The organism is Paraburkholderia sediminicola (assembly GCF_902859805.1).
GTDB lineage: Bacteria > Pseudomonadota > Gammaproteobacteria > Burkholderiales > Burkholderiaceae > Paraburkholderia > Paraburkholderia sediminicola.
The window spans coordinates 78,727-91,707 of record NZ_CADIKC010000020.1 but is presented as its reverse complement, the minus strand read 5'-3'; the positions used below and the strand labels follow the sequence as shown (position 1 = coordinate 91,707).

The 12,981-nt window shown below is 61.3% G+C and carries 11 protein-coding genes; 3 read left to right on the top strand and 8 right to left on the bottom strand.

The genetic code is table 11. The features are described 5' to 3' along the window. The 7 genes from R8871_RS37065 to garD all read right to left on the bottom strand — a co-directional run. On the bottom strand, positions 1–454 hold a 454-nt coding region (locus tag R8871_RS37065), incomplete at its 3' end, for a porin (protein ID WP_175054861.1). 73 nt (positions 455–527) lie between these two features. Next, a complete protein-coding gene (locus R8871_RS37060; RefSeq protein WP_175054860.1) occupies positions 528–1,880 on the bottom strand; it encodes a TRAP transporter large permease in 1,353 nt (450 codons plus the stop codon). A gap of 7 nt (positions 1,881–1,887) precedes the next feature. Continuing rightward, positions 1,888–2,367 carry a TRAP transporter small permease gene (locus R8871_RS37055; protein WP_054040219.1) on the bottom strand — a complete coding sequence of 160 codons (480 nt, stop codon included), beginning with the start codon at positions 2,365–2,367 and terminating at the stop codon, positions 1,888–1,890. A 139-nt stretch (positions 2,368–2,506) separates the two neighbouring features. Beyond that, positions 2,507–3,499 (bottom strand): TRAP transporter substrate-binding protein, encoded by a 993-nt coding sequence (locus R8871_RS37050; RefSeq protein ID WP_054040221.1) that lies wholly within the window; start codon positions 3,497–3,499, stop codon positions 2,507–2,509. Between the two features lie 639 nt (positions 3,500–4,138). Beyond that, positions 4,139–5,068: an SMP-30/gluconolactonase/LRE family protein gene (locus R8871_RS37045; RefSeq protein WP_175054859.1), complete on the bottom strand. Its 930-nt coding sequence runs from the start codon at positions 5,066–5,068 to the stop codon at positions 4,139–4,141. Further along, positions 5,065–5,907 carry an NAD-dependent epimerase/dehydratase family protein gene (locus R8871_RS37040; RefSeq protein WP_175054858.1) on the bottom strand — a complete coding sequence of 281 codons (843 nt, stop codon included), beginning with the start codon at positions 5,905–5,907 and terminating at the stop codon, positions 5,065–5,067. Before R8871_RS37040 ends, R8871_RS37045 begins: the two co-directional genes overlap by 4 nt. 43 nt (positions 5,908–5,950) lie before the next feature. Then, positions 5,951–7,540 (bottom strand): galactarate dehydratase, encoded by a 1,590-nt coding sequence (garD, locus tag R8871_RS37035; protein ID WP_175054857.1) that lies wholly within the window; start codon positions 7,538–7,540, stop codon positions 5,951–5,953. Between the two features lie 238 nt (positions 7,541–7,778). Here garD and kdgD point away from each other — a divergent pair, with 238 nt between their 5' ends. From kdgD to R8871_RS37020, 3 genes are all read left to right on the top strand, one after another. Further along, the gene (gene kdgD / locus R8871_RS37030) at positions 7,779–8,696 is read left to right on the top strand and encodes a 5-dehydro-4-deoxyglucarate dehydratase (protein WP_097396908.1); all 918 of its coding nucleotides are present in this window, start codon (positions 7,779–7,781) and stop codon (positions 8,694–8,696) included. Between the two features lie 136 nt (positions 8,697–8,832). Further along, positions 8,833–10,185: an MFS transporter gene (locus R8871_RS37025; RefSeq protein WP_175054856.1), complete on the top strand. Its 1,353-nt coding sequence runs from the start codon at positions 8,833–8,835 to the stop codon at positions 10,183–10,185. Between the two features lie 199 nt (positions 10,186–10,384). Next, the gene (locus tag R8871_RS37020) at positions 10,385–11,128 is read left to right on the top strand and encodes a FadR/GntR family transcriptional regulator (protein WP_175054855.1); all 744 of its coding nucleotides are present in this window, start codon (positions 10,385–10,387) and stop codon (positions 11,126–11,128) included. A 126-nt stretch (positions 11,129–11,254) separates the two neighbouring features. Here R8871_RS37020 and R8871_RS37015 read toward each other — a convergent pair whose 3' ends face one another. Next, positions 11,255–12,838: an aldehyde dehydrogenase (NADP(+)) gene (locus tag R8871_RS37015; protein ID WP_175054854.1), complete on the bottom strand. Its 1,584-nt coding sequence runs from the start codon at positions 12,836–12,838 to the stop codon at positions 11,255–11,257. Between the last annotated feature and the right edge of the window lie 143 nt (positions 12,839–12,981).

The window sequence follows — 12,981 nt, the reverse complement described above, 5'->3', positions numbered from 1 at the left end:
GCGAATCGATATCGCCCGGGTGCGCGCCGTATGCGCCCGTCAGCCACGTGGTCGGGCTATACGGCGACAGCAGCGTGTAGTACGACGTGTACTGACGGCCGGCCGTGAACGAGCCGTACGTGGCATTAGCCACGCCGACATAAGCCTGCCGGTTGAACGCCAGACCGGTGACGGACTGTGCGCCGGTTGCACTGTTAAAACCCTCTTCCAACTGGAAGATCGCCTTCGTGCCACCGCCCAGGTCCTCGGAGCCCTTCAGGCCGAAGCGGCTGCCGGCCCAGATGCCGTTCACCATCTTGATCACCGAACGGCCGCCACTCGTCGAACCGAGCGACGTCTGGCTGCTCTGATAACCGATCCCCGTGTCGACGATCCCGTACAGCGTCACGCTGCTTTGTGCGTGTGCGCCGAGGGCGACCAACCCAAGGGCCGAGGTTGCTATTACCTTTTTCATTTCTGCTCCTCTGTAAAAAACTTATTTGTCGTATCTGGCAGTGCCACACCGGTGCCGACTCTTAATCAAGCGTTCAAAACACCGGGTGACCATTGATCAGGCTAGGCAACCACGTCGAAAACATCGGTACGTACGTCACAATGTTGATCGCGCTGAAGATAGCCAGGTAGTAAGGCCACGCCACCTTGGTGGTTTCACCTATCGACACATTGCCGATCGCGCAGCCGATGAACTGCACCGAACCAATCGGCGGATGCACGAGACCCAATGCGCAGTTCAGCAAAATCATGATCCCGAACTGAACGGGGCCGACGCCGGCATGCATCGCCATCGGCAGGAACAAGGGCGTGGTGATCAGGATGTGCGCAGCCATGTCGACGAACGTGCCGAGAAAGATCTGGATGATGTTGATGTAAAGCAGCATCAACCAGGGCAGGCTCGTTGCACCGTCGAGCATGTGTTCGATGGCGTCGGGAATCTCCAGATAGGCCATCTGGTAGCGCAGCATGTTCGACACGCCGATCAGCAGCAACACCACGCCGGTGGTTTTGGCCGCCTTGGCGAGCGCATGAGCGAGCTTCTTCATCGTCATCGTGCGATAAATGACGATCGTCAGCACCAACGAATAAGCCACTGCGATAGCAGCCGCTTCTGTCGCTGTAGCAATACCCCTGGCCACGCAGAACAGAATGATCGCGATCACCATCAAGCCGGGCAATGCACCGAGGAACGTGCGGGCCACCGCGAACCAGCCGGGAAAGCGCTGCAACTCGGTCGAGCCATCAGGACGGCGCGGATAGCCGAACTTGACCGCTTGCCAATACGCAGCGATAAGCACGAAACCCATCACCCACAGCACCGGCAACAGACCAGAAAACAACAGATCGCCGATCGACACACCGCTCATCTGGTGACCGTTCAACGTTCCCGTGATGCCTTGGGCCGCGAACGCATAGATGATCATGTTCGTCGACGTGGGCATCAGCGCGCCCGCCAGCGAAGAATGGGTTGTCACGTTGACCGCGTAGGCCGCGCTATAGCCTTCGCGCTTCATCAGCGGAATGACGACGCCGCCCATGGCGGAGGTGTCTGCCGTCGGCGAACCGGATACGCCGCCGAACAGCGTGCACGCGACCACGTTAGCCATGCCGAGTCCACCGCGGAAATGGCCCACCGTGGCTTGCGCGAAGCGCAGGATGCGGTCGGCGATACCACCGTGCAGCATCAACTCGCCTGAGAAAATGAAGAACGGGACCGCGAGAAACGAAAACGCGTTCATTCCCGAAATCATCGACTGCATGGCGGTGGCCGCCGGCAAGCCTTCATACAGATACGTCAGGACGCACGAGAGTCCCAACGCGAACGAAACAGGAACCCCGAATACGAGGAAGACGAGGAAACTAACTGAGAGGATGGCAAGTTCCATGATTCTTCTATTTTTGTTTCTGTGCGAAAAGCCCCAGCAGGTTCTCGAACGAGAACAGAGCGATGCAGGCGCTGGCAATGACCGGAATCAGATATCGAAGCGCTTCCGGAAGGCCCAGGATCGGGATCTTGTCGTCCATCGTCGTCTCCGCCATCTGCCAGCAGCCGAAGAAAATCGCCACGGCCAGCACGATCAGGCAAATGTGCTGGAACGCATGGGCGATCGTCTGGCCTTTCGGCGGCAGCTTCTTGACCAGCGAATCAAGCCCGATGTGGCCGCCTTCGCGAACTTTGAGCGCGGCCCCGAACATGGCGATCACGATCACCAGCAGGAGCGCAATGGGTTCGACAAAATCCGGTGCGTCACTGAAGACATAGCGCATCACAACGCTATAAATCACCAGCAGGCACAGCGTGGCGAGACTCGCCGACGCCACGACCACCAGCACGCGGAAGAGAAAATCATTTGGGCGTTTCATGAATCTCATTGACCCCATCCTTGCATACAGCGGACTTATATTTGATCTTCAGGAATCCTGCCAAGGCTCACCGGATCAGGAAACCGCACGGCGGGAAAAACCGGCAGCGCGTGCTGCACGGTCCTTCTCCACCGCGTTACGTCCAAACTTATTTGACTGCCTGGATTTCGTCGACGAGCTGCTTCATTTGCGGGGTCTTTTCATACTTCGCCCAGACCGGTTGCATCGCCTTCACGAAAGCAGGACGGTCGATCTGCGACGCGGTAACGATCGTCGCGCCACCCTTCGTGACCGTCTTTGCCGCGTCGGATTCGCGCGCGGTCCACAGCTTCGTGTAGTAAGGCACGGAGTCAGCCGCTGCCTTCTTGATGATGTCCTGCTCCTGCGGCGTCAGCGTGTCCCAAACCTTCTTGGAGAACACCAGCACTTCCGGCGTCATCGAATGCTGGGTTTCGGAATAGACCTGCGCAACTTCGAAATGCTTGGTCTCTTCGTACGACGGCAGGTTGTTTTCCGCGCCATCCACCAGGCCCGTCTTCAGGCCGGTATAGACTTCGGCGAACGGCATCGGCGTCGGCGTGCCGCCCATCGCCTTGATTTCGTCGACCATCAGATCCGACGGTTGCACGCGTACCTTGAGCCCCTTCATGTCGGCGGGCGAATGGATCGCCTTCTTCGCGTACATCGAGCGCGCGCCGCTCTCGTAGAACGTCAGCGCGATCATGCCCTTCGCCTTGAAGGCGTCGAGAATCTTCTGGCCTTCCGGGCCATACATCACTTTGCGGAAATGGTCGATGTCGCGAAACAGGAACGGCAGCGAGGGAATCATCGATTCCGGCACGATCTCGTTGAACGCGGCACCGTTAGCGCGCGCCATGTCCAGTGCGCCGATGCGCACCTGATCGATCGTGTCGTTTTCGGAACCCAGCGCGCTGTTGCCGAAGACCTTCACGGAATCCTTGCCACCGGTTGCCTTGCTGATTTCTTCACCCATGTATTTCACGGCCATATTGGTCGGATAGGTGTCGCCATGCACGTCCGACACGCGGAACACGCGCGCGTGCGCCGACACGGTGCTGAACGCCAGCACGGAGGCCGCGACAATCATCGAAACACGGGAAGAGGCAAACTTGTTTTTCATCGTGACATTCCTTGAAATTAGATCATCCGGATGCGGAGGGCCGCTTGCGAACGACCGCTTTCGCGGGGTCGCTTACGGAAGGCCGCTTACGGATGCGACATGGTTTTGATGCGTCTCCCGGCTCCACACGCCACCCTTCCCGGGTAGCGAGCGGTTTGCCGTGCTGGCCTGTTCTACTTCCCCGGCACAGATGCTCAGCACTCCTGTCAGACAACTCGACTTCTTTGCTTCGACTGCTTCGGCATGAACCCCGCGCGCGTTGGTCATGCGCGTAGATAACGCTACCCTCTTCGTCCAGCGCCCCAAACTGTCTTGAAATGAATTTGTTGGGGCTCATATGTTGTACGACGACATATGAAGTCTATAAAACGTCGTATGAGTTGTACAGCCGGTATTTACCCGCACGACAGCGGGTTGGACGTAAAATTTTCTGAGTCAGAATCTGGCATCAAAGCCATACCACAAAGGATTTCGAGCGAAATCCTCACCTCGTTGACTTATATTTTTCGTAGAGAGGAAGATGACCCGAGAGTGGCATTTTTGCCACTATGTTGTACGACAAGTGATGAATAAAAGGCTGCAACTGTTGGGTGCCGACGTGCTAATTCCCCGGCGCCCCGCCTCATTCACGTCGCTTATTCAGAGTTCGCCCGCGTATTCGGGCTCAGGCAGCCCGGTCACACCGGGGCGAACGGCGAACAGGTGGCCGTCGTGTTCACTCGCGCCCGTCGCGGGACGAATCGACGTCACGAACAGCGTGTCCAGATCCCGGCCGCCGAACGCGCACATTGCCGGCTTCACGGCCGGCACGGCGATCTGCCGATCGAGCTTGCCTTGCGGTGTGAAGCGCAGCAGGAGGCCGGCGTCGTTTGCGCAAATCCAGTAGCAGCCGTCTGCATCCACGGCTGCGCCGTCAGGACGACCCGCGTAATCATGCAGGTCGGCGAATACGCGCCGATTGCGCGGCTCGCCCGCTTCGATGTCGTAATCGAACGCCCAGATTTGCCGGCGCAGAGGATGCGAGTCCGACAGATACATCGTGGTGCCATCCGGCGACCACCCCAGGCCGTTTTGCGTGATCAACGCGTCGACAACCGGCGCCGACAGCACGCCACGCTCGTCGAAGCGATACAGCGCGCCCGCGGGATTTGCCGCGGCCATGTCCTGCACCATCGTGCCGGACCAGAAACGCCCTTGCCGATCGCACCGGCCGTCGTTAAAGCGCATATCGTCGAACGCGAAGTGCGGCGCGGCGAGCTTTCTGCCGGTCACCGTCATCGCTTCGCCACGGGGCGCGTCTTCGGTCAGCGTGACAGCAAAGAGCCCCGTCTCACAGCCAGCCAGCACCGTGCCACGATGATCGAAGGCGATGCACGCGACCTTCTCCGGCAATTGCCACTCGGTGCGTTCAGCCGTTTCGAGCCGCAGCCGCACGATCTTTTGCGCCGGAATATCCACCCAGTAAAGCGCCTGTTCCGCGGCACGCCATACCGGGCTCTCGCCGACTGATGCGGGCGCCTGCCCTGCCGCTTCGACTCGCTCCACTCGCGGATTCGCCATGCCGCTCACCGCTTCGGCTCCATCGGACCGGCCAGCACGAACGGGCCGCCCTGGAAGTGCTGCGTCGGATCGCCGAGGTCGGTGGTGGGTGCCGTGACCGGAAAGAGGTGCTCGAACTCGACCGAACTGTCCTGCGGACGAAAACCGAGGAACGCCGCCTTGGTGTTGTCGACCCACTTGGTCCGATTATCCGAGACGCCATAAACGATTGCGTGCCCAACCCGATTGGTGAACAGCGAGCAACGGACCAGTTCGATAAAGTCGCGGAAGCTCAGAAAGGTGACGAGCATGCGCGGATTCTTCGGCTGCTCGAACGACGAGCCGATCCGCAGACACACGGTCTCGAGACCGAAGCGGTCGAAGTAATAGCGCGACAGCGATTCGCCGAAGCACTTCGTCACGCCATACAGGCTGTCGGGACGCAGCGGCGCGTCGATATCGACCACCGACGTGGTGGGATGAAAACCCACGGCATGATTCGAGCTCGCGTACACGATGCGCTTCACGCCCTGCTTCTGCGCAGCGGAATAAAGGTTGTACAGGCCGCGAATATTCGCTTCGAGCAGATCTTCGAACGGCGCTTCGACGGAAATGCCGCCCAGATGAACGACCGCATCCACGCCTTCCAGCAGTGCGTGAACGGCGGCTTCATCCGCGAGGTCCACGATCGATGCTTCTTCGTGCGCCGCCACTTCACCCAGCGGCGCGATATCGGTGACGCGCACGACATCGGCCCATGAAGCGAGCGCACCGCGCAACTGCTGGCCGAGGTTGCCGGCAGCGCCGGTGAGCAGAAGACGGCGGAAAGGTTTCTGCGCCGCCGGGCGCTCGAGGTTCGAGTCAGTCATGTCTCAGTCTTTGTCGTGATTACGATCGGTACTATTGGTACTATCAGGTCACCGGCGCCGGATTGAACAGCGTCAACGCATTGTGAAGTTTGAGTTTCTCCGCGCACGTCTCTTTACGTCCGCTTGCGACGTCGAGCATCAGGCGGAACAGCTCCCAACCCACGTCTTCGATCGTCGCTGCGCCGGTCGCAATCGTACCGGCGTTGATGTCCATCAGATCGTGCCAGCGGCGCGCGAGATCGGAGCGCGTCGCGACCTTGATGACGGGCACCTCAGCGAGGCTGTACGGCGTGCCGCGGCCGGTCGTGAATACATGCAGATTGATGCCCGCCGCGACCTGCAGCGTGCCGCAAATGAAATCGCTCGCCGGCGTGGCCGCGTAAATCAGGCCCTTCTGCTTGACCTTTTCGCCAGGCGACAACACGCCGGAAATAGCCGAGTTGCCAGACTTGATAATCGAACCCATCGCCTTTTCAACGATGTTCGACAAGCCCCCCTTCTTGTTGCCGGGGGTGGTGTTGGCGCTGCGGTCCGCGCCGCCGCGCTTCAGATAATCGTCGTACCACTGCATCTCGCGGATGATCGCCGCCGCCACGTCCGCATTGGCCGCGCGCGCCGTCAGTTGATCGACGCCGTCGCGCACTTCGGTGACTTCGGAGAACATCACCGTCGCGCCGGCGCGCACCAGCAAATCGGTAGCGAAGCCCACCGCGGGATTCGCGGTCAGCCCGGAAAATGCATCGCTGCCGCCGCACTGCACGCCGATCACCAGGTCGGAGGCCGGGCAGGTCTCGCGGCGGCGATTGTTCAGCCGCTTGAGATGACCCTCGGCCATTCGCATGATCGACTCGATCATCGACTGGAAGCCGACGTGCGCGTCGTCCTGAAGCACCACCACGCCGCCGTTCAGATCGGCTTCGACGTCGCCGATATCAGCCACTTCGGCGACATTTGCCGCTGCGGCAATCGGAATCGTGCCCGGCGGCATCAGGCGTTCAGGCTGCAGCTTCTCGCAACCGAGGCTGACCATCATCACTTCGCCGCCGAAGTTCGGATTCAGGCTGATGTTGCGCACGGTGCGGATCGGCACCATTGCGTCCGGCGCGTCGATCGCGACGCCGCAACCATAGGTATGGCCAAGGCTCACAACATCGTCGACGTTCGGATAGTGCGGCAGCAGTTCGGCCTTGATGCGCGTGACCGCGTGCTGAACGACATCGGCCACGCATTGCACCGTAGTCGTGATGGCCAGAATGTTGCGCGAGCCGACCGAGCCGTCGGCATTGCGATAGCCTTCGAACGTAAAGCCTTCCAGCGGCGGCATCTCCGGCGCCTTGATGGTGGCGATCGGCAGATCTTCCAGTCCCGGCGGGCTCGGCATGCGGATCACGTGTTCGTTGATCCAGCTGCCCTTCGGCAAATCCTTGAGCGCGTAGCCGATCACCACGTTGTAGCGGATGACCTCGTCGCCTTCCGCGAGATCGGCCAGCGCGACCTTGTGCCCTTGCGGAACACGCTCGCGCAGCGCGAGGCCATCGGGAAATACGGCGCCCTCACCCAGACCGCCGTCGTTGACGACGATCGCGACATTGTCATTGGGGTGAACGCGAATGTAGAGCGGGGTTTGTTCCATGACATCGATCCTTGTGGCGATTTCACGCCTGCTGCGCCAATCGTTGCGCCAATTGTGCGCCAATCATTCATACGTCATCCTACAACATGAAAGATTGCCCAGACGTTCCGTATTTACCCTATGGCGCGCATTATGCCGCGAAAACACCGTTGAGTTAGCCGAATTGTTGTTGTACGATGACGTATAAGAAATCATCATTTCTAAATACCGACCCCATTCGACGCCCTGGATACTCATCATGACGACACCGCAGGAACTGAAGCAGATCGTTTCCGAAGGCCTTCTGTCCTTCCCCGTTACCGACTTCGACGAACAAGGCGACTTCCGCGCCGACACCTATGCCGAGCGCCTCGAATGGCTCGCGCCTTATGGCGCCTCGGCGCTGTTCGTCGCCGGCGGCACGGGCGAATTCTTCTCGCTCACGCATAACGACTACTCGAACGTCGTGCGTACGGCAACCGAAGTCTGCAAAGGCAAGGTACCGATTCTCGCCGGCGCCGGCGGCCCGACCCGCGTGGCGATCGCCTATGCCCAGGAAGCCGAACGTCACGGCGCAAACGGCATTCTGCTGATGCCCCACTACCTGACCGAAGCCTGCCAGGAAGGCATCGCGGCGCACGCGGAAGAAGTCTGCAAGTCCGTGCCGAACATGGGCGTGATCATCTACAACCGCGCGAACTCCAAGCTTAACGCCGACATGCTCGAAGGGCTGGCCGAGCGCTGCCCCAACCTGATCGGCTTCAAGGACGGCGTGGGCGAGATCGAGAACATGGTGTCGATCCGCCGCCGCCTCGGCGACCGCTTCTCCTACCTCGGCGGCCTGCCGACCGCTGAAGTCTACGCCGCGGCCTACAAGGCGCTGGGCGTGCCGGTGTACTCGTCGGCCGTGTTCAACTTCATCCCGAAGACCGCGATGGACTTCTACCGCGCGATTGCCGCGGACGATCACGCCACCGTCGGCAAGCTGATCGACGAATTCTTCCTGCCGTATCTGGCGATCCGCAACCGCCGCCAAGGCTACGCTGTCAGCATCGTGAAGGCCGGCGCAAAGCTGGTCGGCCACAGCGCGGGTCCGGTGCGCGCACCGCTGACCGATCTGACCGAAGAAGAAATGGCGCAACTCGACGTGCTGATCAAGAAGCTCGGCGCGCAGTAACACAGCAAGGCGCCAAGCCGTGCGAGCCTGGCCGAATCTGGCCAAACCAGGCTCGAACACGCGGCACAGTAAAGAGCGCCCGGGACGGCAACGTCGCCGGGCGCTTTTTCACAGATAAAAAGTTCAGGAGATGACGATGGAAATGAGCCGCACCGCGAGCCCCGCCCACGTCGCAAAGCGCACCAAAGTCCGCTATGCGATTCTGTTGCTGATCTTTCTGATCACGACATTCAATTACGCGGACCGCGCCACGCTCTCGGTAACTGGATCCGCGATGCGCGCCGAGTTCGGTTTCGACGCGATCAGGATGGGTTACATCTTCTCCGCGTTCAGCTGGGCCTATGTTCTGTCGCAATTGCCGGCGGGCTGGCTGCTCGACCGTTTCGGCGCGCGGCGCGTCTACGCGGCGAGCATTTTCCTGTGGTCTTTGTTCACGCTGCTGCAAAGCTCGATCGGTCTGCTGGGCAGCGCGGCCGCCGCCGTCACCGGATTGTTCGTGCTGCGCTTCGCAATGGGCGCCGCTGAATCGCCGGCGTTTCCGGCCAATGCCAAGGTCGTGGCGAGCTGGTTTCCCACCAACGAACGCGGCACCGCCTCCGCCATTTTCAATTCGGCTCAATACTTCGCGGCAGTCATTTTCACGCCGCTGATGGCATGGCTCACCCATGCGTTCGGCTGGCACGCGGTCTACCTCGTGATGGGCGTGGCCGGTCTGTTACTCGCGCTCACCTGGCTGAAGGTGATGAAGAACCCCGCCGATCACCCGCGTGTCTCGCGCGCCGAACTCGACTACATCGAACAGGGCGGCGGCGTGGTGAACGGTCACTCGAAAGCGGCTCGGGCTGCGGACGTCGCGAGCACCGGCGGCTGGTCGCTGGTGCGTCAGTTGCTGACCAACCGCATGCTCGTCGGCGTCTACCTCGCCCAGTACTGCATCAACGTGCTGACCTACTTCTTCCTGACCTGGTTTCCGATCTACCTCGTGCAGGCGCGCGGCATGACGATTCTGCAAGCGGGTCTGGTGGCATCGCTGCCGGCGATTTGCGGATTCTCCGGCGGCGTGCTCGGCGGCATCCTGTCCGATGGGCTGATCCGGCGCGGGCATTCGCTCACCATCGCGCGCAAGGTGCCGATTGTCGGCGGCATGCTGCTCTCGGTGTGCATCATCGGCTGCAACTATGTTTCGACCGACTGGATCGTCGTCGCGCTCATGTCGCTCGCGTTCTTCGGCAAGGGCATCGGTGCGCTGGGCTGGGCCGTGGTGGCGGATACGTCGCCGAAAGAAGCCCTCGGCCTGTCGGGCGCGATCTTCAATATGTTCGGCAATGTCGCCGGCATCGTGACGCCCATCGTGATCGGCTATCTCGTCGCGAAGACCGGGTCGTTCAACGGCGCGCTGGTTTTCGTCGGCCTGAATGCCCTGCTGACGGTGTTCAGCTACCTCGTGATCGTGAAAGACATCAAACGGGTCGAACTGCGCCGGGGCTAGCAGTCAGGCGGTTATCGTACTTCCCGGGGCGCCTGGAAATTAACGCGGCTTGTCCGCGAGGCGCCTGAAACCGGGGCAGCGACGCCAGGTCCGACACCGATGCCCAAAATGATCCGGCGTTTATATAATCAGTCGTCAGACGACGGTATAATGAATCGCAGGAAGTACCTGCAACTATCTGATTCAAGGGGCGTTTTCGATGGCTACACCACTGGCATCCGCAGCACCGCCACGGCGCGCGCGCAATCTTGCCGAGTTTGTCGTCAGCTACGTCACCGAGCAAATTGCGTCTAACGCCTTGAAGCCCGGCGACAAACTGCCGACCGAATCACAATTGATGGTCACGCTGAGCGTGAGCCGCACCGTCATCCGTGAAGCGATTTCACGCTTGCAGGCGGGCAAGATCATTGAGACGCGCCATGGCATCGGCAGTTTCGTGCTGGAACCCCAGCGCGAAAAGCTGGGCATTGACATGGTGCCCGCCACCACCTTGCGCGACGTGCTGTCGATCCTGGAACTGCGCATCAGTCTCGAGACGGAATGCGCGGGTCTCGCCGCTCAACGGGCCAAGCCGGACGATCTCGCGCGCATGCGCGGCGCGCTCGATGCAATCGAGGCCACCCGCCACAACGGGCTGGATAGCGTCGATGCCGACCTGCAGTTCCATATCTCCGTGGCGCGCGCAACCGGCAACCGGTATTTCGTCGACATCCTCACGCAAATGGGCAGTGCGCTGATTCCGCGCAACCGGCTCGATTCCGCAGGGATCGCGCGTGCAGAACCCGACGCGTATCTGTCGCTCGTCAACCTGGAGCACGAAAGCATTCTCGAGGCAATCACACGACACGACGCCGAAGGCGCACGCGCGGCGATGCGCATGCATCTGTCGAATAGCCGCGAGCGACTGCGGCGCGCCAACGAAACGGCTGAAGCGAATAGCTGATTCTTTGCGCTGAGCAAGTACTGCTTCATCGCGCTGGATGCAAAAATGGCCGGGGGCATTGAAATGCTTCCCGGCCATTTTTTTGTCTTACGCGGCGCCCCTATCCGGGCGCCGCTCACGCATCGATTAGCTGCGCGTGATCTCGCCATCACGACGGCGCCAAAGGTCCAGCGGATTGGCGTCGGCCAGCGCTTCAGGCAGCAGATCGGCCGGGAAATCCTGATAGCACACCGGACGCAGGAAGCGTTCGATCGACGTCGTCCCAACTGACGTCGCCCGGCTATCGGACGTTGCCGGGAACGGGCCGCCGTGCACCATCGCGTGCGAAACCTCGACGCCGGTCGGGAAACCGTTGACCAGGATCCGGCCGGCTTTGCGCTCGAGAATCGGCACCAGCTTCTTCGCCGCCGCGAGATCCGCGCTATCCATCTGCACCGTGGCGGTCAGTTGACCGTCAAAGTGTTCGGCAACCGCGAGCAACTCCTGCTCGTCCTTGCAACGCACGATGGTCGACGCAGGCCCGAAAACCTCGTCCTCCAGCGCCGGCGTGGACAGGAAGGTCAGCGCGTCGGTCACGAACAAAGCCGCGCAAGCCTGCGTCGGTCCTGTCGCGTCAATGCCGCGGGCAACTGCCTCAACGCCTCGCGTCGCCGCCAGCTTGTCCTCGCCCTCTTCATAGGCCGCGTGAATGCCGGCGGTCAGCATGGTCTGGGCCGGCTTGCCGCTCAGCGCCTCGGACGCCGTTGCAACGAAACCTTTGAGTGCGTCGCTGTCGACAGCGATCGCGAGGCCCGGATTGGTACAGAACTGCCCCGCGCCGAGCACCAGCGAATCGACGAAGCCGCGCGCGATGGTCTCACCGCGTTGCGACAGCGCATTCGACAGGAGGAACACCGGGTTGATGCTGCTCATTTCCGCGTACACCGGAATCGGCTCGGCCCGGGCGGCCGCGACGCGCATCAGCGACGTGCCGCCAGCGCGCGAACCCGTGAAGCCCACCGCCTTGATCGCCGGATGCGCGACCAGCGCTTCACCGACCGAATTGCCGGCGCCGACGATCATCGAGAACACGCCTTCAGGCAGGTCCATGTCCTGCGCGACTTGCTGAATCACACGGCCGACCATCTCGGAGGTGCCCAGGTGAGCGCGATGCGCCTTCACCACCACCGGGCAGCCCGCGGCAAGCGCCGCAGCGGTATCGCCGCCCGCCACCGAAAACGCAAGCGGGAAGTTGCTGGCGCCGAACACGGCGACCGGGCCCAGCGGAATCTTTTGCATCCGCAGGTCTGAACGCGGCAGCGGCTTACGCTCGGGCAACGGCGAATCGAGCGTGGCGGCGAGCCATTGGCCGGCGCGTACGACTTGCGCGAACAGTTTGAGCTGGCCAGTGGTGCGGCCGCGCTCGCCTTCGAGGCGCGCCTTCGGCAGGCCGGATTCTTCGTGCGCGCGCTGGATCAGCGCGTCGCCGAGCGCCGTGATGCCGTCCGCGATACGCTCTAGAAACTCGGCGCGCACCGAGAGCGGCAGATGCCGGTACGGGTCGAACGCTTTCTGTGCGAGTTCACAGGCGAGTTCGACATTCGCGACCGAGCCGCTGCCGAACACCGGCTCGGCGATATCGGCTCCCGTGGCGGGATTGAACGCGCGCAAGGGTTTTTCCTCGCCGCGCACTGCTTTGCGGCCAATCAGCATTTCGCCGGTAATAGACATTTCGCTTTCCTTGGATGGACATCTCAGATATAGGTCATCCTACAACATTGAGTGGCCTACGCGCAACCTGAAACCCTTGCTCCGTGAGGAATTCGGGTTTACGTGGCCGTTACAACCAATCGGTCCGATGCTAACCTTCATTA

Coding starts and splice junctions, on each gene's coding strand:
- R8871_RS37015 (WP_175054854.1), bottom strand. CDS start 12,838: ATGTCTATTACCGGCGAAATGCTGATTGGCCGCAAAGCAGTGCGCGGC.
- garD (WP_175054857.1), bottom strand. CDS start 7,540: ATGGAACAAACCCCGCTCTACATTCGCGTTCACCCCAATGACAATGTC.
- R8871_RS37040 (WP_175054858.1), bottom strand. CDS start 5,907: ATGACTGACTCGAACCTCGAGCGCCCGGCGGCGCAGAAACCTTTCCGC.
- R8871_RS37020 (WP_175054855.1), top strand. CDS start 10,385: ATGGCTACACCACTGGCATCCGCAGCACCGCCACGGCGCGCGCGCAAT.
- R8871_RS37060 (WP_175054860.1), bottom strand. CDS start 1,880: ATGGAACTTGCCATCCTCTCAGTTAGTTTCCTCGTCTTCCTCGTATTC.
- R8871_RS37055 (WP_054040219.1), bottom strand. CDS start 2,367: ATGAGATTCATGAAACGCCCAAATGATTTTCTCTTCCGCGTGCTGGTG.
- kdgD (WP_097396908.1), top strand. CDS start 7,779: ATGACGACACCGCAGGAACTGAAGCAGATCGTTTCCGAAGGCCTTCTG.
- R8871_RS37050 (WP_054040221.1), bottom strand. CDS start 3,499: ATGAAAAACAAGTTTGCCTCTTCCCGTGTTTCGATGATTGTCGCGGCC.
- R8871_RS37025 (WP_175054856.1), top strand. CDS start 8,833: ATGGAAATGAGCCGCACCGCGAGCCCCGCCCACGTCGCAAAGCGCACC.